Below are 24761 nucleotides of genomic sequence, written 5' to 3'. Positions count from 1 at the left end.
CCTACGCCTTAACTATGTTTATGAGTGTACCAGTGCTTCTTATTCGCCTCGCGCCTTTATGAACAACACATCCTTGGTGTGCTCGCTCGTAAGCGCGTGACTCGATCTGCGGATGCCGGGAATCCAGAGCAATTTCCCTGCTGCGTCGAACAAGAGCGGATATAGCTCTCGCTTCAACGGTGCAATCTTCTCGTCAACGAACATATCTTGCACTTTTTTCGAGCCATTTAATCCTAAAACTTGAATTCTGTCGCCCGGCCGACGATTTCGAACGACGAGCGGATACGTTAACTCCGAAGCATCAAAGCAGGCCTCGTAGCGTGAAACGGGTTTGCAGTCATCACTCGCGGACGCTCGGACAAACTCAAACGTCCAGCCGCTCGGTTCAACCGCAAGGCTATTCTCATCCAAAACCGCCTCATACCAATAGTCGCTTGCCTCTCCTGACGAAAGCTGGGATTCACAAATGAAGCGCATCCCGTCGTACTCGCGAACACAGCGAATACCGGCGCCAGCATCCGTACGCCAAGTTGCCGGCGCTTGCGCGGAAGCGGCTAACCGCATCGTCTCAATCTGCTCGAAGGATATCTTTTCCGTTTCCTTAGAAAGATAACTTAATATTAGTTTAATCAATCTCCTTTGTAAAGCGACGTGGAGACCGCGCAAATCAAGGCAGCTAATCGCGCATTCATTGGGGGATAACGTTACGAGCTGCGCAAATAATGCATCGGTTTGTTTCTCCATCCAATCATCTTCCGCACCCGCCACTTCTGCAAGCCGCTGAAGCGATTGGGAGATCTGTGGATTATGTCTGGACAGATAAGGCAAAATATCTAGCCGAATGATATTTCGGAAATAATAGCGTTCCTTGTTGCTGCTATCCGTACAGTAAGGAATATGATGCTCTTCGCAGTAACGCAGAAGGTCTGACTTGTTCATACGAAGCAGCGGACGAATAAGTTCCACGTTTTTTTCTCTTCTTTTTAGAGACATTCCGGCAAGTCCTGTTAAACCTGCTCCTCTGACTATTCGCATAAGCACCGTCTCGGCTTGATCATCCGCATGATGTGCAAGCGCGATGCGCGAGGCTTGATACCGTTCGGCAATTTGATGCAGGAATGCATATCGCCGCTCGCGCGAGGCAGCTTGCCCGTTCATGCGGGTTTCTTCTATATAAGCCGGCATATCAAGCGTAACCGACTCGAATACGACGCCAAGCTGCTCCGCAAAAGATTGAACGACCTCCATCTCGTGCGCAGATTCCTCCACGCGAAAGCCGTGATTAACGTGTGCCGCAATAATGGTAATAGCACTTCTTTTAGCGATAGAAGAGAGCATATGCAGAAGCGCCATGGAGTCCGGACCGCCGGATACGGCAACAACGATGCCATCACCAGGAGACCAAAACCCCCGATCCTCCGCTTCCTTCTCTAGTTCCATCTGCAAATTCATAGGTAATACCTCACCTTCATTTCCATGCTGCCGCTACATCAAATTACGCAGCAGCCAATATACCGATATTCCTAGCAGCACGGCAGAAGCGGCTGCAAGCCCCTTTAGCCAGAAAGGTGTCGAGGACGACCTATGGGTGTCACGCCTATGCATCAACGAACGCCATGCTGCTGAAGCATCGCCCGCATCCGCGAATTGACCGGCAAATGCCCTCTGCAGCCAGCCTGCAACAGGCTTCAAGGCCGGACTGTTTTCCACGATCTGCATAAGCTCACCGACAGAGCGATTCTGCGGCAACAGCTCTACTGTCAAATGCTGCAGCCGCTTAGGCTCATGCAGCTGTATACACAAGACCGCGAATGAAAATAGATCATACTGCGGGTCCGCAGAGCGGGAGCCACCATTCCAATAACCTCGGTCATAGATTTCTGTAAATTGCCGGATGCTCTTGCCAACTGCCGTCACGCCGCCATAATCGACAAGTTCGACATGACCATAATCGGCAACCAGCACATTCTCCACTTTCAAATCGCCAAACACCCAACCTGCTTGATGCAGCTTCGCCAGCTTTCCTAGCAAATTAAGGCCTACCAGCGGAAACCATTCTGCGCCTTGCCGCTTCAAGAAGTCGTCCGTTTTGGATCCCAGCACGTAACGCATTACATAAAAAGGGTATTCTCTGCCGTCCGGTCCATATAAATCGTCCACGTCAAATAAATAAGACTCTTGCCCATGCTGCTTCTGCTTGGCAATAGATTGCAGCACATTAACTTCAGATTGAAGATCAAGCGCATCGATGCCAAGCTTCATCGCATACCAGCTGCGGTCGCGCTGTACGAGATATACTTTACCGTTTGCGCCCTCACCAAGCAACCTCTCCACCCGGTATCTCCCTTGCTTCCACTTGCCGGTCACCATCATCCCGCGGCGAAGGTCAACCTTAAACGACGTAGTCACTCATCATCCCATCCGTTTCATCTCTGCTCTGTCTACCATAATCGCCCTTGCGATAAAAATCAACAATATGCATAATCGCAGGACCTGTAGGCGTCGTTCCGCCCATCTGCAATTTCGGGAAGATGGCGTGTACGCCGTTCAGGTGACTCGTCCAATCGAGGTCCAATATGCAGTCGTCGCCATGCCTGGATCCAGGGAAATGAAAAACCGATATTTCGCTCTTCCCTTGCCTTGCTTGAAGACTTAGCATCAAATCATGGATAGCATCCTCTACTGCCGCGAGCTTCGGCTTCATGCTGGCGCTGGCATCGATCAGCAGAGCCACTTGGAGCCTCGACGTCTCACCAAGCTCATCGATAACGCGCACGACATCGCTGCGTTTCTCCGGCGGCAGCGCCTCTATCGACGCGTTCCCGAGTACCTGCTTCAATTCCTTCTGCACCGCAAGCTGAATCGTCTGCACCACGGTCTTGCGCGTCATCATCTGCACGGTCTGAGACAGCTGACGCATATTGACCATTCTGCTGAGCCCGCCGCCCGCCCGCGCAATCTCGTCAATCTCTGCAGCACCGAGCTCCCCCACGTCTCCGTGATCAAGCACGCCGACCACATTTACGGATATCCCCTCCGATTGTGCATGCGCGGCCGCCACCACCGGACTAAGCCCTACATTCGAGCAGCCATCCGTAATTAACAATATTTGTTTCATTATCGTTTACCCTCCTCAAGTGTTTGAGAATCAAACACAGCATCGTAAGCTTAGGCTTGGACTCAGCCTTTCTATTAGCTTTGCCTTTTTTGAGAGGGATAAACAGCTAGACTAGCAAAAGATCGATAATCTTCCTTTAAATCGGCAATTGCCGCTCATCATATATGTATATTCCCTATATCTTTCATCGGTTTATTCTGTATGTAAGCTAAATAGTAGCATAGACCCTGTTTCATCGAATCGCCACCGTGGTAAAGAGCAATAGAAGCTCCAGCCTTAACCCTCCCTTTCTCCATTCATCGATTCAACAAATAAAAAGCCTAATGGCCGCCAGCCATAAATAAGCCGACGAACAAAGGCTTGATCCTTTCTGTGGTCATCTGAAAGCGCACACTAGCTCACCGTTCAAGTGCCGCCTATTTCACACAATACTCTACAAAACCATCAGCTCACCGTCCTCGGCCGCTCCATGCGTGTCACGCCGGGAAAGCGGAACGACGCCCATTCTGGCAAATGCTTATCAATACGTGCCACAAGCACAGTCATATCATCAACAATTTCCCCATTATGGTGTCGTACCACCTTCTCGAGCAGCGCGTCCGCCATTTCTTGCGGATCATCCGTTGCCAGCTCGCTTATGATTCGTTTCATCCAAAGCTCCTTATTGACCGCTAATCCCGGCGCATCATATATTCCGTCACTCATCATGACAAGCGTATCTCCAGACTGCATTTGCATGGATACGAAATCAACGTCAATATCTTGAAGAATGCCGATAGGCAGGTTGTTGGCCGTAATGGGAATAACCTCATTTCCTCGTTTGATAAAGCTTGGCGTAGAGCCTATCTTCATAAACGTCGTTTGTGCCGTGTACAAATCTACGATCGCCAAATCAACGGTAGCGAATACTTCATCGGATGAGCGCAGCAGCAATACCGAATTCACGGATTTCACCGCCAGCTTCTCATCCATGCCCGACTGCAGCAGCTGCTGCAGAATCGACAGCGCCGCACTGCTCTCCTGCCTCGCACGCTCGCCATTTCCCATCCCGTCGCTAATTGCCACGGCGAATTTTCCATTGCCCAGCTCAACCATGCTGAAGCTGTCCCCAGACAGCAAATCTCCTCCCTTGGCAGCCCCGGCGATACCTGTCTCTACCTCATACTGCTTCGCCGATCCGAAAGCAACCAGCGTAGGCTCACCGTTCCTCGATGGTGGAATCTCCGACTTTACCGCAATGTGCTCGCCTAGTATGTCACTCAGCAGCGGCGCGATGATTTTGCGGCATTCATCATAGCCCTGTCCGAACGAATGATACACCTCAATATCTACATTTCCCTCCTCCAAGCTTACGATATCAATGCCTTGAACCGATAATCCCAGCCCTTCCACCGCCTCACGAATTTGCTCCTCCTGCAAATGCAGCGTCTGCCCCTCCCGTTTAATTTCCTTCGCCAAATCCTCCATAACCTGCGATACCCCCTGCAGCTGATCAGCTACAAGTCCGCGTGAGTCGAATATTTGCTTCTTCCAGTGCATATTATTTTGATATAGCTCGTACTGCTGTCTCATATCGGTAAGCACCTGTGAGGCTTTCACGCAATGCGCAGACCAGGCTCTAGGAATTTCCTTGGCAGACGGAATTCGATCCTCCTCCACAACCGTCATCATATCCGTCATCATTTTGTACGTATGAAAGAACTTGTCCTCCCAACAAGCGTTTTGCCGATGGCAGCTTGCACAACTTCGTTCCGCAACCGCATTCATAAAGTGCCCGATCTCTTCCTCCTTGTTTAAGGTTGTTGCACTGCTATTAAGCTGTCCAAAGCTTCGAGCTAGCTGCTTGAACACCTCCGAATATTGCGACACGCGGTCTGCCGTTACTTCGCGCACTCGCTTCGCATAATCATGCTGCGACTTTGCATGCTCATTCGTGCCCGGAACGTAACGGGAAATCGTTCGAATCATGCTTCGCGGCGTCATCATAAGCAGCGTAGCAGCTGCTACCGACTCCCAGGTCGAGCTCATAACATCGGCCTGGCTCCCTACATATATGGATAAAATTGATGTGCCAAGCAACATTCCGAAAGCCGCCGCCATTTTGCCGCCGTCACGCAGCAGGCCAGCCAGCAATCCCGCAAATGCGAGTAAGCTCATTTGAACGACTGCACCAAAGTCAGCCAAGCTTAGAATGAGTCCTGCAACCACACCAACCGAAGCGCCAAGCGGTGCTCCTCCCGCCAAAGCAAACAGAAGCAGCATATAACGCGACATTACATGTTCTGCCGACAGTCCGTAAAACACCCACCCAACAGCCCCCGTCATGACAGAGGCGAGCAATATCATCAAGCATATGATTTCTTCGTTTTTGAGCGAGGCAGATTTCTTTGTCATCGTCAGAACGGGAATTGCTTGAATGAACACCAATGTAAGCACGAAACCAAGAGCAGCTTCTACCACAACGAGCATGAAATTGTACCAGCTCAGCTCGTCCCCAATAAAGACGCTGAACATCTGCACCAATATCGTCGATGCGAATACCAATATTGGCGCCGAAGAAAGCTCAGCCCTCTCATAAGCCTCAAGCCCCTTCAGGAATAAAAACAACACCGCGATTTCCATCGCAATCCACATAGGCGCTGGATCAGCCGCCAGCCAGCTGCCTGCCACAAGAGAGATGGCTACCCATGGGTAAATATCTCGCCTCATGAAATAAATGACTGCAAAGTATGCAATAGCGAACGGCATCAGCGATTCAAGAATAACCGCTCTTCCAAGTAAAAAAGCTACACCAACGAGTAAAAATGTCCACTTCTTGGCCAAAATGACTTGAATGAACCGGCGTGCAGCCGCCCACTCCCGCCCTTTCTGCATCATCGCTCTAGCTAAACCAGTCCGTTTCACACCTGGAAGCACAACCGCGTTTTCCTTTTCCATGAGCAGACACCACCATTTCCGAATGTAATGTGTTTTTCATTATAGGAGGTTGTCCGCATGAAGTTTGTCAGTTAACGTAACACATCAAAAATTTTTTTCCGACAAAAATAATCGGCTCCGCAGCGCATACCCACAGGCTAGCAAACATACGCCCCGTATACGATTACCGTGTCTCGTCCATATCCTCCTTGCTGGTATGAGCCAACAAATTCTGTGTCGACTGCTTTCCATATAGTGGCGAAAGGACGTTGTATCGTGTCGGGAATGAAGGAGGATGAGAGAAAAGTATTTTTTTCAAGCGAAACGTTAAATTTAAACGACACTGACCGTGCAAAAGCGTAGCAAATACAAGCAATTACGTTCTATATACACGCTTTTTGCCCCGCTTCGACAGCATTCAGTAAGCGCTTTCTTAATGAATCAAGCAGATATGCCTAATAAACCAAGCGTAAACGGCTGAAGCCGTCCTCTGGCGGCTAAGCTTACGTTTCGCGAAGACATATAGAGAAAGTATGGTGAAATGATATACTTTCCTATATTTCAATAAGAAACGGATACCCTCCTCTGTAAGAGGTGGGTATCCGTTTCTCGTAGAAATAGAAGAATACTTTATCGCGTGAAACATAAAAAATCTTATATTTGCAAAAAAAGCAGAACCGGTTAGGGTTCTGCTCCATGTATAGTGTTATGACGATTCAGCTTATACTCGCTTGGCACCGCGTCCGCCGCGTTTGCCCTCCGTATTCTTCTTCAAAGAGGAGATGCGTTCTTCGCTATCTTTCAGGAACCGTGACACTTTATCCTCGAATGACGGTTTACCGTATGCAGGTCTGCCAGCCGATTGCTTGTTGAAGGGACGTCCGCCGCCACCGCCACCACCGCCGCGATTGAAACGTTCACCACCACCACCACCACTACCGCCGCCAGTGCTTCCACCGCCGCCTCCGCTATGACGCTCGCGTTGTTGTGGCGCTGGTTGGCCTTCTGGCCGGTCAATGGCTTGCTTAATGGAAAGTCCGATCTTTCCGTCTTTGTCCACGTTGATCACTTTTACTTTCACGACATCGTCGATTTTCAGGTGATCCTTCACGTCTTTGACGTAATTATCAGCAATTTCCGAAATGTGAACAAGACCCGTGACACCTCCCGACAAGTCGACAAATGCCCCAAAATGCGTAATGCCTGTCACTTTTCCTTCTAACTTAGCGCCCACTTCAATTGCCATAAAATAAAATGTTCCTCCCTAAAAGTTATGCGAAGCAAAACTGAGTTCATAAGCATATGCTAAAAGTTTTGCGAAAACGCTATTAACGTGATTATAACCGAACCGTTCAAGTAAGGTCAACAGACGTTCACCCGATTCGGAGCCCTATTTAGTCACTAAAAATTTGCTGTACGCCCTTCTTAACCATGCCTTGCTCTTTGGTTGCTAGCTGTTCAATATATTCTGGGTCGTTTAATCGTTCAACTTGACGTTTGAGCGCTTCGGTTTCTTGCACCGATGCATCTATCTGGCTCTGAACTGCGTTTAGCTTGATGCCGGTAGCATTCTTCTGCTGCATCTGGCCAAAGATCGTATACGCCGCCCAGCCCATAAATAGCACGATGAACATCATCCAAAGCTTAAACCGGCGTTTCGTGCCAGCATTCCCTGGCATCTTATTATCTGCTGTTGCTGCTGCCATGAGCGGTGTTACCTCCTAAACCATTTGCCCCACAATCGAGCGATTTGTTGTCCCAATCTGCTGGCTTTCTCATTCAGCTGCCATTTGGATGCATAGCGCGATAGCCAGCGGCCAAGCGGCCTTGTGGCTGGTCCTGCCATCCAAACAAACAATTTCCAAAATGGACGGACTAATTGTATCACAATTTTCAAGATGAAAATAGTGAGCGCAGACCCAAACGCAAAAATAACCATCAGCACTTTGTAGAGCAGCAGGATAGGTTTTACGACAAGAATTTCCAAACATTTGAGAATAAATCCGATTAGCTTCCTCACCGCTCCAATCATCCATTTCACGATTGCAATGACGAATCTGCTAAGCAGAAAATAATAGATGACGATGCCGATAGCCAGTCCGATAAAAACGTACGCCCGCACCTCGCCATTGTTGCTGGCGTACAATACACGAAAGACAATTAGCCCCGCCGCAATCCAATAGATGACGTCAAGCACCGGGAGCCACCAGCGCGGGAACCGCAGCTCATTCGTTACGACCCGATAGCCGTCGAATACCGTTCCCATGCCAAGGCCCGACAGCAGCATGACGGCCATCGTCAACCACTGCATACTAAGCGTCACTTAAATAGCTTCCCGAACAATCCTTTGGATTTGGATGAGGCATTGCTGCCATCCATATAGGCGAGCGAATGGACAAGCCCCTCAATTGCCACCATTCCCTGTTCGAGGCTGAGATGCTTCATATGCAAATTTTGGCCCTTTACCGCCAGGAAGCCAAGCTCTGTCTCAAGTAAAAACTCTTCGCTGTCGAAGCTCTCTACGTTCACGACGCCCGTAAGCTCCAGCAGTTTTCGATTAAGCATTTTGACTTCCTGACGCTTCTGCCCCTTGCCTTGGTCAACCATAGACTCGTCCTCCGCTTCCTTAACATGTCTAGGCGCAAACGGCTGCCAGCAGGCCTGAAGCGGCGCGGCATGCGGTTTGCGTTGAATATAAGAGAGGGGCAAGCACAAAGCTTAACCTGCCTTATATGTTAAGACTAGCTTATGGGGCGGTGCCGAGAATTAGAACTTAACTCGCTTGATCGTTAGCATCCTGCGGCTGATCGTCTCTCTCTGTCTTCTCTTGCAGGAAGACTAACAGCATACGATCGTTCTTAACGAAATTATCCATTCGGTTATCCGGGATAAATAGCGCACTGTCATCCGGTTCAAAAAAGCAATCATTTTTGATCGCTTCTATCGGCAAAGCAATAAAGGCTACGATAAACAAAATGGGCAGTACATTATTGAAAAATAACGAAATGGCATGACTGATCAAAGAAAAACCCTTCCGCCGATACTCCGGAATGGGGAGCTGCAAAACATTCATGAAAAAGTCCTCCGAATATGTAAACCGAATTGAAACAATTGAAACACATAAGAGAAGAAAACTAGAAAAATAAAGTTCAAAAAAAGGCTGCCTACAAGCATAATGCTTGTAGGCAGCCTCGTTGTTATTGCGGTTTCTCCCAGTCGAGCGTGTTCTCGCGCTGGCGTTGCTCTTCTTTCACCAAGGTATACAGCTCTCCGGCTTCATCCTTACGGGTCGTCTCCGCTGTGCGTTCGATACGCACGGTGACGATTTTCTGGCCGTACTGGATTTGGAGCTCATCCCCTGCTTTCACGGCACTGCTCGCTTTCGCTTCGCGGCCGTTGATCCATACGCGCCCTTGCTCGGAAACATCCTTTGCAACGGTACGGCGTTTGATCAGCCGGGATACCTTAAGAAATTTATCTAATCGCATAGATTATTGGATAGCTTCTTTCAACTTGTTGCCTGCTTTGAATGCAGGAACTTTTGCTTCCGAAATTTCGATTGGAGCGCCTGTTTGCGGGTTGCGGCCAGTGCGTCCAGCACGTTTGCGAGTTTCGAAAGTACCGAAGCCGATCAATTGTACTTTGTCTCCGCCTGCAAGTGCATCGGTTACTTCGCCCAAGAAGCCGTTAAGTACCGCTTCAACGTCACGTTTAGTCAAACCGCTTTTTTCTGCAATGTTGTTGATCAAGTCTGTTTTGTTCATTATAAAATCCTCCTAATTGTTTACCATTATTTGTGGTCGACGCTTGTGGCGCCGCCGTTGCTTCCAATTTTTACTCTCACGAAGAATACTTATTCTGCCTACCTGCAAATAAATCCTGCCGCTGCTTGAAATTTTTTTGCGAATGGTGCCGAAAAAAGGCGATTCATGAGAAATCAAAACGATGATTGGCGCTTTGCCTCTTCCCATAAGCGATCCATTTCTGTTAAATCAGTCTGGTCAAATTGCTTGCCGCTTATACGAAGCTGCTCCTCAATATACGCAAATCTGCTGCGGAATTTTTTGTTCGTACGCGCAAGCGCCTCTTCGGGATCGGCATGAATGAAGCGCGAGGCGTTGACCACCGCGAACAGCAAGTCGCCAAGCTCCGAGGCTTGCTCCTCTTCTGTTTGCGACGTTATCGCTTCGCGAAGCTCGGCAAGCTCCTCTTCAATCTTCGCGAGAACTGGACCAATCTCATCCCAATCGAAGCCTACCTTGGCTGCTTTCTTCTGAAGCTTATAGGCTTTCATCAAGGAAGGCAAGTCCGGCGGGATGCCATCGAGTACCGACTTGCGGCCCGCATCGGTTCCCTTCAGGCGTTTCTCCTCGGCCTTCATTTGTTCCCAGTTCGCCAGCGCTTCCTGCGCATTACTGGCCCCTTGCTCTCCAAAAACATGCGGATGGCGGAAAATAAGCTTCTCGTTTAGTGATTGTATCACATCATAGACAGAAAATGCGCCCGTCTCTTCTTCCATCTGGCTGTGAAGCATCACTTGGAGAATAACATCGCCGAATTCCTCCTGCATGCCGTCCGGATCATCATTATCGATGGCTTCAAGCGCTTCGTACAGCTCTTCGATGAAATTTTTGCGAATGGATTGATGCGTTTGCTCCATATCCCACGGACAGCCTTCCGGACTGCGCAGAATGGATACGATCTCATGCAGCCTATCAAAAGAACGGTTGCGAAGCGATGCATCCTCTGAGCGCGGCACCCAGATCAGCGACAGATTGCCGTAGCCTGGCGTGCGGTCAAGCTCATATAGCGGCACGCGAAGGATTCGCTGCTCGGCAGGCACGCCCAAAGCATGTCCAACGACGACTTCGTAATCATCTGGATATCGCTCCATCAGTGCCAGCTTTACATCCGATGCCGTGTACGTATCATACACCTGGCCGATCAGCGTGTGAAGCTGCGGCTGGAGAAGCGATGGCTGAAGCTCAGCCGCATCGAGCAGCGCGAAGCCTTCGATAGGATCCATGCCCAAGCTGACGAAAGCTTGGTCCAGGAAGCTCTCGCCGCCGATAATCCGCAGCTCGATGCCGGCTGCAGGGCATTGCTCGCGGAGCAGCTGAACCGTGCGCTCGGCAACCATCGGATGGCCCGGCACGCCGTAAATTATGCCTTCTGCGCTGCGTTTGGCTTCCGTGATCAGCGTCTCTGCAATAGCCTTGTACACGTCCGGAAAAGAATCATGCTGCTCGTAAAGCGAGTCGAACGACGTATACGCAATATCGTTCTCTTGGAGCAAAGACATGGCGGGATGCTGCTCCGTGCGTACGAAAACACGCTCCGCGGCAAGCAATCTGCGCCATACGCCCAGCGTCAATTGATCCGGGTCGCCTGAGCCAAGTCCAACAACCGTTAGCTGTGCATTTGCCATCCTTCGACAGCCTCCTTTTGGATTGATTTGTTTTATAGTTACAATCGCGTTAGGGCTACTTGTTGCGGGAAAGCCGGCCGCAATCCTTAAAAATGCTGCATGCTTATGTAGAGCCATGCCCCATGCATGCCAAGCTGGCGGCAATTTTCCGAGAGCTAGGCCTTATTTTTCTCCAAAAAGTAATAATGGACCATAATAGCGAAAACTTCAATATCATTATGAAAAATTAATAATACTTGCGTTCATTATCGCAAATAAACCGCACTCGCGACCGCTTGCCGCGTCGTCACTCCTCTTCCCGCGCCCGCGGCATAAGCCGCCAGCGCTGCAGCCGCGCGGCAAGCACGCCGCCGCCCGGCAACGCGCGCAATTCGCGCGCGCTTACAGCGCCGCCGCGCAGAGCCGCGGCGCCAAAGGCGCAAGCGCCGACGGCTACGCACGTCAGCGCAAGCGCAGCTGCTGCCGCCCTGGGCGGCAGCCCGCCAAGCGCGGCGCCAAGCGCTCGCTCGGCGACAGCAAGCGCCGCGGCCATGACCGCGAGCGCAAGGGCCGTGCCTGCGGCCGCGCTGCCGAGCAGCGGCCTCCGCCCTTCTCCGGCGCCGCGCCGCGCGCCCCAGCTGCCGGCGAGCGAAGCGCCCGCTTCGGCTGCCTTAAAGCGGACCGCCAGCGTGCCAAGCAGCGCGGCTGCCGTTAGAGCCGCTATGCCGGCGGAAGCCGCTCCCTCAATGCCGTAGAGGGGAACAAGCACGGCATTGAACACGCCTTTGAGCAGCGCCGCAACGAGCAGCAGCACGGCGGGAACGCGCACCGCGCCCAGCCCTTGAAGGACAGGCGCCGTAATCGCGTTGACACTGCCGGCTAATGCCGTGCAGCCGACGAGCGCGAACGAAAACGTACCTGCGGAATCCTGGTACAGCATCCTATTCAGCGGCTCGGCCAGCATGACGAGCCCGAGAGCCGCAGCAGCCCCAATAGCCCACGATGCGCGCTCTGCGAACGACAGCTGAACCCGCAGCTGGCTGTAAGCCCCGCGCATTCTAGCGAGCACAAGCCCTGGAACAAGCGCGGCCGCAGCCGCTCCCGCAACCATCACAACGAGCTGCACAAGCGGCTGTGCCCGGCTGTATATGCCAAACAACGACATAGACTCCGCCTCTGTGGCCCCCCCTTCCTGCAGCAAGCGGGGAACCATAAAGGCGTCGACGACACCGAGAACAGGTACGACTGCCGCTCCGAGAGCGACTGGCAGCGCAATCATGGCAAGCTTCTTCATTTCCGCTCGCAGCAAGCCAGCCTGCGGCGACAGCTTTTCCCGTCTGCGGGCGCGCCATGATTGGAGTCCAAGCACGACAAGCGCCGCGCATGCCCCGAACGCCGAGCCGCTCATTACACCGGCCGCAATTGTCGACTCCTCCCAGCCGGCCGACCAGCTGAGTGCCAGCACAAGCAGCATAGTGCCTACGCGGATCATTTGCTCCACAACCTGCGAGGCTGCCGACAAGCCCATTCTGCCCAGCCCCTGCGCATAACCTCTAAGCGCGGCGACAAATGGGGACAGCAGCAGGGCGAAGGAGACGGAGCGAATAGCCCCCGCCGTGTCCGAATCGCCTATCCAGCCGGCAGTCGTCTCCGCTCCCGACCACATCAAGCCGAATGCGACAATTCCCGTGACGCCAAGCAGCAGAAGCGCTGCGTAAAGCGTCCGCCTAACCCCCTCCGGATCGTTGCCTTTGCGAAGCCGTTCCGCGATCAGCAGCGATACAGCCGTAGGCAGGCCTGCCGTCGCAAGAACAGCCGCCAGCTGGTAGAACGGGTAAACTGCGTTATAAATGCCGAATACCCGGTCTCCAGCCAAATTTTGCAGCGGAATTTTCTGAAAAACGCCTATCAGCTTGGATAGCAGCGCCGCGCCTGCCATCAGCACGACGCCGCTGGCCAAAAGTCCCTTCGATCCGCGAGTCGTTTCCACGCGCCCTTCGGCAAATGATCCCGACAGTCCGCCCGTATCCTTCCCTGCCGCGGACTCCTCGAGCGTGGCAGCGGTTATGCGTTCATCTGCCATAGCCGCCTGCTTTTCTCCATCGGCATTTTGCCTGCTTGCAGGCCCGGACGATCCCGTCGTTCGTCCTGATTTCCCCAGCCTGCGTTTCATTCCCCACACTCCTGCTGTTCTGCCATTGATATTGGTAACTATTATACCTCACAATGGCAAACGTTGAAAAAGCTTCCCCAATCGAAATCTCTTTCGATTAAAGAAGCTGTCATTTTCCGTTTTTTTGCGGTTTACTTCCCTTTTAGCAGCTAACAAGATAACCTACTGTTCCATTTGCTTAGCCAAAAAGCCAGCAGCCGTCTCTGCCATTTTCGTTTCCATATTCGCCATCTTGACCGACTCATCCTTGCTGAGCAGCACGACCGTCCCTATCGGGTCGCCACCCGCGATGATTGGCGCAATCACGAAAGAGGTGTACGTTTCCTGCGTATCCTTCACAATCTCAAAGGCTCCGCCATTCGGTTCAGCCAGCGTCTTGCGGTTCTCCATGCAGCTCTCTAGCACAGCGCCTACCTGCTTATCCAGCAGCTCTTTCTTTGAAGCTCCTGCAACAGCGATTATGGTATCCCGGTCCGTGATCAATGTAATGTGGTTGGTGCCCTCGAATAACGATTCTGCGTATTCCTTTGCGAAATCGCCTAGCTCGCCGATAGGAGAATATTTTTTCAGAATAACTTCGCCATCACGGTCTACAAATATTTCCAGAGGGTCACCCTCGCGAATACGCAGTGTACGGCGGATCTCCTTCGGAATCACCACACGCCCGAGATCATCGATGCGACGTACAATTCCAGTTGCTTTCATTTCTTGTTGCCCCGCTTTCCTAGAGGATTTTGAATCGACTGGACACATGCTGCTTTTTTATAACGAAGAAGAAACATCCTTCAAAAGATTTTGAATCTGACCATAGTATTCATCCGCTCCCAAATTCTTATGCACGGATTACAGTTCTAGCCAAACGTTCCATCTCTTTTCGAAAAGGCGGCCAACCTACTCATCGGCCTGCGTGCCTCCGCTTCCTTATTATCCTTTTTCAGCATTCCCCATTTCTCCCTTTTGCTTGCATGCAGAAGTCATTTTTCGGTAGGGCTGAATCAGAATCAGCGCTTCGCCCCGTTAAACAAAAAACATCCTGCCGCTCCGGAGAGAGCTGCAGGATGCCTGAAGAACATGGCGATAACGATAATGCCCAGCACCTTTAGAAGGCGCGGCCGTGCTTGGGGCGAAGAAGATGATAACTCCACTTGATCCTCTCGAATACGTCGGTCTTTTGCTGTTTCAGTCGTTTTTGCCATTTTCACGCCTCCTATGATGAATCGTTGAATATGGGAATGAAGAGGATGAGCTTAATGCTTCAACAATTGTCCCAGCTCTCGCTTCAAAGCAAGAAAATCGGGATGCTCGCGCACTTCCGGCGTGCGGCCTTCCGGCAGTTCAACACGGAATTCTTTCAAAATACGTCCAGGGCCCGCGCCCATCACTACGATTCGCTGCGATAAGAATATAGCTTCGTCAATATCATGCGTAATGAACAGTACCGTCGTCTTCTCCTTCTCCCACACCTCAAGCAGCATCTCCTGCATCTCCAGCTTGGTCTGCGCATCGAGCGCGCCAAATGGTTCATCCATCAGCAGCACCCTAGGCCGATTAGCTAACGCGCGCGCGATCGCTACCCGCTGCTTCATGCCGCCCGACAATTGCTTGGGATAGGACTTGTCGAAGGATTCCAGCCGAATCACCTTCAGGAAATAATTCGAAATTTTACGCCGTTCCAGAATGGATACCCCTTTTAGCTTCAGCCCGTATTCGATATTCTCGCGTACGGTCAGCCAAGGGAACAGCGTGTAGCCTTGAAATACCATGCCGCGGTCGGCGCCTGGTCCGATAATTTCCTCGCCGTCTACCTGAAGTGACCCGCCGCTTGGCTCATCAAGGCCGGCAACCATGCGGAGCAGCGTTGATTTCCCGCAGCCGGACGGCCCAACTATAGTTAGGAACTCATTCTCGCCAATCGTAAGATCAATATCTCGCAGCGCTTCAAACCGGCTTTTTTTCGACTCGTATACCTTCTGCAATCCTTTAATTTCAATCGTTCCGCTCTTCGATGGCGCAGCCAGCATAGGATCACTCCCTCTATCATGATTTGAAAATAATGAAAAGCCCGGGAGTAGTCTCCCAGGCTTTTATCCTTCCGTGTTATACAGTCTGAAGCCTATCGGGCTTCCATCGCTGTACGCCGTCTCTCGGACCAGAACTTAATCCACTTCACTCCTGGCGGAGCAATGCAAATGGCTTAAACGGAACCCTAGACAACTTGTCGCTCTCACACAAATTTACCCGTGAAAGCCTTTATTCAATTGTGATAAAACCTAACGTTAATTCGTAGTATAGAGCGAAACATACGGAATTGTCAATTCACATGTAAGGTTTTATTACACAAGGTTAAAATAAACCCTATTTTCGTTCAAAAAGCGGCTATCGGAACATTCCCGATAGCCGCTCTTTAACTTCTTGCAAACCCGATTCATTCATCCTCTTTGACCGGCCGCTTCAGCCTGCCCGCTTTGCCCAGCGCTTCTCTTAGCAAAAATTCAATGTGCCCATTGACGCTCCGGAATTCATCTGCTGCCCACTGCTCAAGCGCACGGTGAAGATCCGGATCCAATCGAAGCGGAAATGCTTTCTTTTCTTTTGCCATAGGATTGGCCTCTAGCCGTACAACGTTCCAGTATTAATAACCGGAGTCGCGGCACGATCGGACACGATCGCCACCATCAGATTGTTCACCATCGCGGCTCTGCGCTCATCATCAAGCTTAATGCCGTTCTCCTCAAGCTGGCGAAGGGCCATATCCACCATACCTACAGCACCCTCAACGATCTTCGAACGCGCCGATACGATTGCAATAGCCTGCTGCCTCTGAAGCATCGCACTTGCAATCTCCTGTGCATATGCCAGATGCGTGAGACGAGTTTCCAGCACCTTCACCCCAGCTACCGACAAGCGGATTTGCAATTCACGGTTAAGCTCCGCCGCCACCTCATCCGCATTCCCTCTCAGCGACACAGCCGCATCTTCGGAGAACACATCATACGGATATTGCGCTGCAATATGCCGAACGGCCGTTTCGCTTTGAATTTCGACAAACCGCTCATAATTGTCCACGTCATAGCTCGCCCTAGCCGTATCCATCACCTTAAACACAACAACCGCGCCAATCTCGACAGGATTCCCTTCCGCGTCATTCACTTTAAGCGTCTGGCTATTGAAATTGCGTACCTTCAACGAAATATTTGTTTTGCTCGTAAGCGGAAGCACCATCCACAAGCCGCTTTCCAGCACCGAGCCCATATACGTACCGAAGAATGTCACAACCTTCGCCTCATTCGGCTGTACGATCATCAGCGACGATAAGCAGATAGAAGCAAGAAGAAGAAGAATGATGCCGACAACAATGAATAACGGCGATACACTTTCCTTGGAAGCTTCATAAATGATTAAATATACACCGCCCGCTATTGCCACGACCGACAATAACAAAGCTAAATATCCACTAACATACCAAGCCTTCTTTTCATTCATTTAACCCCGCCCCTTTGCGAAAACTATATTATTTTGATATAAAAATGATATCACTTTTTACATAAATAAGCAAATGTTAAAAAGATCTATTTTCATTTGACGATCGACCGAAAACAGTTGACCCTGACACTAATGTCACGGTTTATACTGTATCTAAACCATTTCACAAACTCGGGGGCCCCGCCATGAGAATCGGTGAGTTATCACGCATAACAGGCGTAAGCATACGATCCTTGCGCCATTACGAGAAGCAAGGGCTGATCGCTTCTATCCGTTTGCCTAATGGCTACCGCGACTACTCCCCGCTTGCGGAGGACACGGTCGCAACCATTAAGCTTTATTTGAATCTCGGGCTAACAACAGAACAAATTTCGAGCTTCCTTACCTGCGTATTAAAAAACAAGGAAGCATTCTGCGCCGAGATCATGCCTGTTTATGAGCAAAAGCTTGCTGAAATCGAGCGGCAGCTCGCTCAATTAACTCAAATCAAAGCCAATTTAGTCGATCGAATAACCTCGATTCAGCATGGAGATCAGGATAAAAAGTACGAGGAGGATCAAGATGACCATTAGAAATGCAGTATCAGACCATATGCTCGAATCCATTGTAAGCAGCGGTGTTGTCCTTGTGGACTACGGAGCGCCATGGTGCCCTCCCTGCAAGACTTTATTCGGAATTCTAGAAGAGCTGGATCAAGATCTGAATGGAAGAATTGATATCGTAAAGGTCAACTGCGAGAATTTGCCCGCCTCTGCATCCGCAGCAGGCGTGCTGGGCATGCCTACGGTTATCGTCTATAAGGACGGGATGCCTATGGATAAATTAGTTGGACTTCGTCCTAAGGCGGTTTATCAAGCAGTCATCGAGAAATATTCGCAACAAGCGTAATCGGCTGTCGCCGTCCTCTGTGGCAAAAGCAGCCGTTTCGCGGATATATATAAGCGCATTAATATGTGAAAACATATAAAGTCTTATATATCAAGAAGAAACAGCCTTGCCATCCCTGCAAGAGGAGGGTATCCGTTTCTCGCAGAAATAGAAGAACACTTTACCGCGTGAAACATATTAAGTCTTATATTTCAAAAGAAGCGCATCCGCCCTTTTGGGGGATGCGCTTCTTTTCGGTATCAATAGAAACCGGTTCGTTTCTCTATACCGTCAAATATTTACGAATGACCTCATCATCCAACGATTCCAGGCTGCCTTCCCACACAACAGCACCCTTTTCCAGCACGTAAAAATAATCGCCTACACTCTTCACGAAATCAAGACTCTGCTCAACGAGCAGCACTGCCGTTTGGCCATCGGCTTTAATCGAGCGGATGACATCACGAATATCATCCACAATGGAGGGCTGAATCCCCTCGCACGGTTCATCAAGCAGCAGCACCTCAGGCCTTGCGGCAAGCGCCCTTGCGAATGCCAGCTGCTGCTGCTGCCCGCCGCTCAGATCACCGCCCCTGCGCTCGTACATGGTCGGCAATACCGGGAATTTAGCTATTGCCTCTTCCGGCACAGTCGACACCTTAACCCGGGAGGCCTCCAAGCCAAGCAGCAGGTTTTCGTAAACAGACAGCTGCGCAAATATCTCGCGGCCCTGCGGCACGTAGCCGATTCCGCTTTTGGCCCTCAGCCCCGGCGCTTTCTTCGTTAAGTCCTTGCCGTTGTAGGTAACCGAGCCTTCCCGTGCCTTCAACAAACCCATAATGCTTTTCATAAGGGTCGTCTTGCCGACGCCATTGCGTCCAAGCAGACAAACAACCTGCCCCCGCTTCACCTTCAAAGAAACATCGCGCAAAATAACACTTTCACCATACCCGGCCTCAAGCTGTTGAACGGCTAACATCGGCATCCCGCCTTTTCCCCAAGTACACTTCGGCTACACGGTCATCCCGCTGAATTTCGTCCATAGAACCTTCCTTTAACAATTTACCTTCATGCATGACCGTGACCTTGCTCGCGAAATTCCGCACGAATTCCATATCATGCTCTACTACAACAATGGAACGCTTGCGCGCAATCTCATGCAGCAGCTCACCCGTCTTATCCGTTTCCTTGTCCGTCATCCCCGCCACAGGCTCATCGAGCAGCAAAATTTCCGGCTCCTGAAGCAGCATCATGCCAATCTCCAGCCACTGCTTCTCACCATGCGACAAGCCGCCTGCCCGCCAATCCGCCTTATTCTGCAAGCCAATCATCGTAAGCTGTCCATCGATGCGCGAACGCTCCTCCTCCGCCATTTTGGCAAAGAGCGTGGCAAACACCGTTCTCCTCTGGCGCATAGCGATTTCCAGGTTTTCTGACACGGTCATGGACGGAAAAATCGAAGGCGCTTGAAATTTACGGCCAATACCGAGCTCAGCGATTTGATGCTCCTTCTTTTTGGTAATATCCACCTTGCCAAAGGTCACCCGCCCGCCACTTGGCCTTACTTTGCCGCAGATCACGTCCAATATCGTCGTTTTCCCGGCTCCGTTTGGCCCGATAAGAAACCGAAGCTCCCCCTTCTCCAGCTTCAGGTTCATCCCTTGAACAGCCTTAAACCCATCAAACTCAACCGTAACATCATCACACAGCAGGATTGCGGACTCCTTCATGATTCGGCTCTCTCCTTTTTCTGCGGAACTTTATTTGACCAATCAGGCCGGCAACGCCTTTCGGAAGAAACACAACGACTACCACGAACAGCAAGCCCATGAAGAAAAGCCAGCCTTGCGGATATGCCGTACTGAATTCGCTTTTTGCCCAGTTCATTAGAATGGCGCCGAGAGCCGCTCCAACAAGCGTTCCGCGCCCGCCAATCGCAACCCATAGCACCATTTCAATAGAAGGTACGATTCCCAGCATGGACGGTGAAATAATGCCGACATGGAGCACAAACAGCATGCCAGCTACTCCCGCTATGCCTGCGGATATGGTGAATACGACCATCTGATAAATCGCCGGATTGTATCCGATGAATCGAACCCTGTTCTCTCCGTCGCGTATGGCGCGAAGCACCTTGCCGAACCGGCTTCCAATGACGTAGCGGCAGAAAATAAAAATAGCGATAAGAGCGGCAACGGTGACATAATACAGCACGCGCTTCGTTTCCGGAGATCCAATCGAATAGCCAAGCACGGTTGAGTAACCTGTAATTCCATTCGTTCCCCCCGTGAACGCTTGCTGTCCAATAAGCAGGGTCGTCGTAATAATAACGAGCGCTTGCGTCAGTATCGTAAAGTAAACGCCGCGAATTCGGTTGCGGAAGGTGAAATATCCAAGCACAAGAGCCAAGAACGCCGGTATGGCGATACCCATAGCGACAGCAAACCAGAAGTTTTGGAACGGCTGCCAGAATAAAGGGAGCTCCTTAAGCCCGCTCCAGCCCATGAAATCGGGCGGTTTGCCTCCGCTTGCCGCAAGCTTCAGATACATAGCCATGGCATACGCGCCAAGACCGAAGAAAATACCGTGTCCAAGGCTCAGGATGCCGGTGAAGCCCCATATTAAATCAAGCCCCAATGCTACGATGGCAAAGGCTAGAAATTTCGCAAGCAGATTAAGCCTGAAATCACTGACGAAAAGCGGTGCAGAGAATAGCGCCGCAGCGGCTGCCGTGTATGCGATCAATATCCATATACGCTGTGGCGTAAATTTTTTCATTTGTATACGCATGAGCATCCCACCCTTCTTTTCCTAATCCAGCGACCGCGAGCGCATCGCAACAAGTCCCATCGGCTTCCACTGCAGGAAAGCAACGATGCACACAAACACGAGCACTTTGCCAAGCGACGCATTTGTCCAATATTCAAACAGCGTATTGAACATGCCGATTCCCGTTGCACCAAGCACGGTTCCAACAAGCTTGCCAACACCGCCAAGCACAACGACCATAAAGGCATCGACAATATAGTACGTCCCGAGCGAAGGTCCGATAGGACCAAGCAGCGTTAGCGCACAACCAGCAATACCAGCAATACCCGACCCGATAGCAAAAGTCATGGCATCGACTCTCCGCGTCGATACACCTAGACAAGAGGCCATGTCACGATTCTGCATAACGGCACGCATTCTTCTTCCTTCATGACTGCGGTAAATATAGAAGTACATGGAAACTAAGCAAGCGATTACGAGTGCAATAATAAAAATACGCTTGTAAGGCAAGAGCGTGCCGTCCATGATTTTCATGCCGCCATTCAGCCACGCCGGGCTCGTCACGGCTACGTTGGGTGCGCCGAAGATGGATCTCGCAAGCTGCTGTAGCACAAGGCCGACGCCCCAGGTGGCCAGCAAGCTGTCGAGAGGTCGGCCATACAGAAAGCGGATGAGCGATATTTCAAGAATGAGGCCAAAGATAAAAGCAATCACAAAGCTGACAGGTACCGCTAGCACGAAATACCAATCAAACAGGGATTTGGGCAAATAATCTTGAAATAGATTTTGCGTAAGATACGTGGAGTAGGCACCGATCATAATCAACTCGCCGTGCGCCATATTGATAACCTTCATTAGGCCGAACGTAATTGCCAGTCCTAGGGCAACCAGCAACAAGATGGAGCTGATGCTTAAACCATTAAATAGCTGCAGCAGAAATACTTCCACATGACCACTCCCCTCTAACGTAAACCACTGTAGCCGTTCGCCTATTCAAAAAAGATAGGGAGTATTCGAAGTTAGCCGAATACTCCCCCGTGTATCGCTGCGTATTAGACCATAGCTTGTTTATGAATTATTCTGTCGGCTGAATGCTAGCCGCCCAATCGTAACCTTTCAAATACGGATCCGGCTTAACCGCTTCGCCTGAATTCCACAATTCCTTGAATTGACCGTCAGCCTGCACTTCGCCAATCCGAACCGTTTTGTATATATGCTGCGTCGCACCATCAATTTTCACTTTGCCTTCTGGCGCATCCCACTCCAGTTCTTTCGCGGCTTCCTTTACTTTATCCACCTCGACCGAGCCCGCTTTCTCAACAGCCGCCGCCCACAAGTATACCGCTGTGTAGCCGGCTTCAATCGGATCAGCAGTTACGCGTTCGTCTCCGTATTTTTTCTTGTAATTTTCCACGAACGTTTTGTTAGCCGGCGTGTCTGTCGTTTGATAGTAGTTCCACGCTGCCAAGTGGCCTTCCAGCACATCGACGCCAATGCCGCGAATTTCTTCCTCCGCAACCGATACGGACAAGGTGGTCAAATCTTTTGCCGTAATTCCCGCATCCTTTAATTGCTTGAAGAAAGCGACGTTACTGTCACCATTCAACGTGTTGTAAACAACATCCGGCTTCGCTTCTTTGATTTTGCTAATCAACGTACTATAATCCGTGTGGCCGAGCGGCGTGTATTCTTCACCTACAAGCTCGCCGCCTTCCGCTTTCAACTGTTCTTTAATGACGAGGTTTGCGGTACGAGGGAATACGTAGTCTGAACCGAGCAAGTAAAACTTCTTGCCCCGGTTCTCAAGCAGCCAAGAGACCGAGGGTACGATCTGCTGGTTCGTCGTAGCGCCCGTGTAGAAAATATTAGGGGATGATTCCAATCCTTCGTACTGCACGGGATACCAGAGCAGCCCGTTCAACTCTTCGAATACCGGCTTCATTGCTTTCCGGCTTGCCGAAGTCCATCCTCCGAATACCGTAGCGACCTTATCCTCCGAAATCAGCTTGCGTGCTTTCTCAGCAAAGGTCGGCCAATCGGATGCGCCATCTTCCAGTACGGGAACGATTTTTTTGCCCAATACGCCGCCGGCTGCATTGATCTCGTCAATGGCCATCATTTCTGCGTCAATGACAGAAACCTCACTGATGGCCATCGTGCCGCTCTGCGAGTGCAAGATGCCTACTTTAATTTCCCCCTCCGCGTTAGATCCCGAATTCGCTGTGTTTGTTGCTTTATCTGTCTCCCCATTCGTAGATGCCGTTTTGTTGTTATTGCCTCCGCAGCCTGCCAATACGATCGTTACCGCTACTAGCAACAAGCTGAATTGATAAAACATTCTCTTTTTCATCTTCCCACTCCCCATTTCTTTATATTTGTCTCTATTTCCGAACATTCTCTACAAAACATTTTCTAACGTTCGTGGATTCATTATAGAATGACCAGATTATGTATGTCAATATACTTTACACCAAAATTTTTGAGGGATAGATTTTCACTCAAAAATAGGCTTTTAGGGGGAATTTCACCGTTGTAAAGTTAGGTATATTTACACAATTGTATAATACTCTTTTTATGTATGCCTAAATCGCTTATTTTATGATAGGTTTAATCACATAAAATAAAAACTCACCTAGGGCTTCTAAAAGCCCCAGGTGAGTTTTCATGCATCTTTAATTTCTTCGATCCATTGAATCATTATGTTAACGAATTGGTCTATTTGCTCCGTAATTGCAAGCTAATCCACACACTTGGTGTTATATCAATCAGGGTAGACACATCAGCTGTTTTACACACGAGGCTAGTCGCCTTGCGGAGCCAATACGGATTCGTTTTCATCCTGCCATCCTTCCTTAGCTCCATACAATTGCAAAAGACCCCTTAACCATAGAACGGTTAAAGGGTCTGACAAGCCTTTATATTTCTTATTTCGTTGCAGGCGCCTCTGTAGGTGCATCCATAGCCGGAGCATCTGTTGCCGCTGCATCGTCACCGGCAGGCGCGTCGCTTGCTGGTGTTTCTTCTTCAGCTTTTGGCAGCTTGCTGACAATCTCTTGTTTAGGCAGCTCGTCCGTCATATATTTGTTCATGAGCGTGTATGCGACAGCGCTTTTCACTTCTTCTTTAGTCGCATCAGTCACTTTGTCGTATGCCGGCGTATCGCGTTTTTCCACAAGAATAACATGGTAGCCAAACTCGGTTTCAACCGGCTCGCCCACAACGCCAATTTCTTGTTTGAATGAAGCTTGTTTGAACTCTTCTACCCAATTGCCGTTCTTCTGGTCCTCATAAAGACCGCCTTTTTCCTTGGAGCCTGGATCGTCAGAATATTCTTTGGCAAGGGCTGTCCAATCTCCGCCTGCATCAAGCTTCTGCTTCACTTCTTTGGCACGCGCCAAAGCCTCTTCGGCTGTACGGAGCTCTTTCTCCTCTTGCGTCGTTTGATCCGTTGTTTTTGTTGCAACTAGAATATGACGCACCGAAACGGTAGCGTAATTGACTAGATTCGTTTCATATTCCGATTTCATTTGCTCGTCTGTTACCTGGGAATTCATATGTGCCACAACCTTCGAGGTAAGCAGCAGGTAGTTTTCCATATCTTTGTTTTTCAATTTTTTCTCATCCAAAGCCGCTTTCAATTCCGTATTCGTTTTAAGCTGCTCCTTGAATTGCTTCATTTGCTCAGCCACTTCTGTCTCAGCTGTCTTAACCGACTCCTCGGAAGCCTGGCTGCCAAGAATTTTGTAAGAAATATACTGCTGGAGCAACTGCTCCTTAAATTGCGGAATTTCAATGAGCTGCGCGTAAGTCGGCTGAATAACCGTGAATACATCCAAATACTTATTGAATTCCTTATCGGTTACGTTACCGCCTTTGTATGTTGCTACTTCCGTTTCTTTCGCGCCGCATGCCGCCATTGTCATGACTAGCAGCACTGCCACGATAAGCAGCGCGCTCTTGCGCCATGCCAATTTGCGTGAATTGTGTAACATGTTGAATCCCCTTTCATTTTGTGAGCTTGATAGTAT

The 24761-nt window shown here is 50.3% G+C and carries 26 protein-coding genes; 2 read left to right on the top strand and 24 right to left on the bottom strand.

Annotated features, from left to right (window positions below; translation table 11 throughout):
• Positions 1–39: 39 nt before the first annotated feature.
• The 18 genes from tilS to FHS16_RS30195 form a co-directional block, all read right to left on the bottom strand.
• Entirely contained in the window at positions 40–1452 is a 1413-nt protein-coding gene (gene tilS, locus FHS16_RS30280) for a tRNA lysidine(34) synthetase TilS (protein ID WP_183571283.1), read from the bottom strand.
• A gap of 33 nt (positions 1453–1485) precedes the next feature.
• The gene (locus FHS16_RS30275; protein WP_183571281.1) at positions 1486–2409 is read right to left on the bottom strand and encodes a protein kinase domain-containing protein; all 924 of its coding nucleotides are present in this window, start codon (positions 2407–2409) and stop codon (positions 1486–1488) included.
• Positions 2393–3118 carry a vWA domain-containing protein gene (locus tag FHS16_RS30270; RefSeq protein ID WP_183571279.1) on the bottom strand — a complete coding sequence of 242 codons (726 nt, stop codon included), beginning with the start codon at positions 3116–3118 and terminating at the stop codon, positions 2393–2395. Before FHS16_RS30270 ends, FHS16_RS30275 begins: the two co-directional genes overlap by 17 nt.
• A 444-nt stretch (positions 3119–3562) precedes the next feature.
• Positions 3563–6055 (bottom strand): stage II sporulation protein E, encoded by a 2493-nt coding sequence (gene spoIIE, locus FHS16_RS30265; RefSeq protein ID WP_183571277.1) that lies wholly within the window; start codon positions 6053–6055, stop codon positions 3563–3565.
• 700 nt (positions 6056–6755) lie between these two features.
• Positions 6756–7280: a S1 domain-containing RNA-binding protein gene (locus tag FHS16_RS30260; RefSeq protein ID WP_183571275.1), complete on the bottom strand. Its 525-nt coding sequence runs from the start codon at positions 7278–7280 to the stop codon at positions 6756–6758.
• Between the two features lie 148 nt (positions 7281–7428).
• Positions 7429–7740 (bottom strand): FtsB family cell division protein, encoded by a 312-nt coding sequence (locus FHS16_RS30255; protein WP_183571273.1) that lies wholly within the window; start codon positions 7738–7740, stop codon positions 7429–7431.
• 8 nt (positions 7741–7748) lie between these two features.
• Positions 7749–8357, bottom strand: a complete 609-nt coding sequence (gene yabQ, locus FHS16_RS30250; protein WP_312891131.1) for a spore cortex biosynthesis protein YabQ — start codon at positions 8355–8357, stop codon at positions 7749–7751.
• Positions 8354–8641 (bottom strand): sporulation protein YabP, encoded by a 288-nt coding sequence (yabP, locus tag FHS16_RS30245; protein WP_183571270.1) that lies wholly within the window; start codon positions 8639–8641, stop codon positions 8354–8356. Before yabP ends, yabQ begins: the two co-directional genes overlap by 4 nt.
• 166 nt (positions 8642–8807) lie before the next feature.
• Positions 8808–9107, bottom strand: a complete 300-nt coding sequence (locus tag FHS16_RS30240; RefSeq protein ID WP_183571268.1) for a hypothetical protein — start codon at positions 9105–9107, stop codon at positions 8808–8810.
• Between the two features lie 124 nt (positions 9108–9231).
• On the bottom strand, positions 9232–9522 hold the full coding sequence (locus tag FHS16_RS30235; RefSeq protein ID WP_183571266.1) for an RNA-binding S4 domain-containing protein: 291 nt from the start codon (positions 9520–9522) through the stop codon (positions 9232–9234).
• A 3-nt stretch (positions 9523–9525) separates the two neighbouring features.
• Positions 9526–9798 carry an HU family DNA-binding protein gene (locus FHS16_RS30230; RefSeq protein ID WP_053373361.1) on the bottom strand — a complete coding sequence of 91 codons (273 nt, stop codon included), beginning with the start codon at positions 9796–9798 and terminating at the stop codon, positions 9526–9528.
• A 173-nt stretch (positions 9799–9971) separates the two neighbouring features.
• On the bottom strand, positions 9972–11462 hold the full coding sequence (yabN, locus tag FHS16_RS30225) for a bifunctional methyltransferase/pyrophosphohydrolase YabN (RefSeq protein ID WP_183571264.1): 1491 nt from the start codon (positions 11460–11462) through the stop codon (positions 9972–9974).
• A gap of 286 nt (positions 11463–11748) precedes the next feature.
• Complete coding sequence (locus FHS16_RS30220; RefSeq protein WP_183571262.1) at positions 11749–13614, bottom strand: polysaccharide biosynthesis protein; 1866 nt, start codon at positions 13612–13614, stop codon at positions 11749–11751.
• A gap of 162 nt (positions 13615–13776) precedes the next feature.
• Positions 13777–14319, bottom strand: coding sequence for a stage V sporulation protein T (gene spoVT / locus FHS16_RS30215; RefSeq protein ID WP_183571260.1), 543 nt, complete (start codon positions 14317–14319; stop codon positions 13777–13779).
• A gap of 296 nt (positions 14320–14615) precedes the next feature.
• Complete coding sequence (locus FHS16_RS30210; RefSeq protein ID WP_183571258.1) at positions 14616–14810, bottom strand: hypothetical protein; 195 nt, start codon at positions 14808–14810, stop codon at positions 14616–14618.
• Between the two features lie 51 nt (positions 14811–14861).
• Positions 14862–15635 carry an ABC transporter ATP-binding protein gene (locus tag FHS16_RS30205; protein ID WP_183571256.1) on the bottom strand — a complete coding sequence of 258 codons (774 nt, stop codon included), beginning with the start codon at positions 15633–15635 and terminating at the stop codon, positions 14862–14864.
• Positions 15636–16039: 404 nt separating this feature from the next.
• Positions 16040–16213, bottom strand: a complete 174-nt coding sequence (locus tag FHS16_RS30200) for a type II toxin-antitoxin system antitoxin (protein WP_183571254.1) — start codon at positions 16211–16213, stop codon at positions 16040–16042.
• Between the two features lie 11 nt (positions 16214–16224).
• Positions 16225–17097 carry an SPFH domain-containing protein gene (locus tag FHS16_RS30195; protein WP_183571252.1) on the bottom strand — a complete coding sequence of 291 codons (873 nt, stop codon included), beginning with the start codon at positions 17095–17097 and terminating at the stop codon, positions 16225–16227.
• 185 nt (positions 17098–17282) lie between these two features.
• Here FHS16_RS30195 and FHS16_RS30190 point away from each other — a divergent pair, with 185 nt between their 5' ends.
• Both FHS16_RS30190 and FHS16_RS30185 read left to right on the top strand, forming a co-directional pair.
• Entirely contained in the window at positions 17283–17669 is a 387-nt protein-coding gene (locus FHS16_RS30190) for a MerR family transcriptional regulator (protein WP_183571250.1), read from the top strand.
• Positions 17659–17985, top strand: coding sequence for a thioredoxin family protein (locus FHS16_RS30185; RefSeq protein WP_183571248.1), 327 nt, complete (start codon positions 17659–17661; stop codon positions 17983–17985). The genes FHS16_RS30190 and FHS16_RS30185 overlap by 11 nt, the downstream gene beginning before the upstream one ends.
• A 262-nt stretch (positions 17986–18247) precedes the next feature.
• Here the strand turns inward: FHS16_RS30185 and urtE are convergent, their stop codons facing one another.
• From urtE to FHS16_RS30155, 6 genes are all read right to left on the bottom strand, one after another.
• Entirely contained in the window at positions 18248–18943 is a 696-nt protein-coding gene (urtE, locus tag FHS16_RS30180; protein WP_183571246.1) for an urea ABC transporter ATP-binding subunit UrtE, read from the bottom strand.
• Positions 18921–19694, bottom strand: a complete 774-nt coding sequence (gene urtD / locus FHS16_RS30175; protein WP_183571244.1) for an urea ABC transporter ATP-binding protein UrtD — start codon at positions 19692–19694, stop codon at positions 18921–18923. Before urtD ends, urtE begins: the two co-directional genes overlap by 23 nt.
• On the bottom strand, positions 19666–20754 hold the full coding sequence (urtC, locus tag FHS16_RS30170; RefSeq protein ID WP_246432054.1) for an urea ABC transporter permease subunit UrtC: 1089 nt from the start codon (positions 20752–20754) through the stop codon (positions 19666–19668). Before urtC ends, urtD begins: the two co-directional genes overlap by 29 nt.
• A gap of 21 nt (positions 20755–20775) precedes the next feature.
• Positions 20776–21681, bottom strand: a complete 906-nt coding sequence (gene urtB / locus FHS16_RS30165) for an urea ABC transporter permease subunit UrtB (protein WP_183571242.1) — start codon at positions 21679–21681, stop codon at positions 20776–20778.
• A 127-nt stretch (positions 21682–21808) separates the two neighbouring features.
• Positions 21809–23083 carry an urea ABC transporter substrate-binding protein gene (gene urtA, locus FHS16_RS30160; RefSeq protein ID WP_183571240.1) on the bottom strand — a complete coding sequence of 425 codons (1275 nt, stop codon included), beginning with the start codon at positions 23081–23083 and terminating at the stop codon, positions 21809–21811.
• 574 nt (positions 23084–23657) lie between these two features.
• Positions 23658–24725 carry a peptidylprolyl isomerase gene (locus FHS16_RS30155; RefSeq protein WP_183571238.1) on the bottom strand — a complete coding sequence of 356 codons (1068 nt, stop codon included), beginning with the start codon at positions 24723–24725 and terminating at the stop codon, positions 23658–23660.
• Positions 24726–24761 lie beyond the last annotated feature (36 nt).

Source organism: Paenibacillus endophyticus (genome assembly GCF_014192395.1).
Classification (GTDB): domain Bacteria; phylum Bacillota; class Bacilli; order Paenibacillales; family Paenibacillaceae; genus Pristimantibacillus; species Pristimantibacillus endophyticus.
This window is presented reverse-complemented; position numbering and strand designations above follow the sequence as displayed.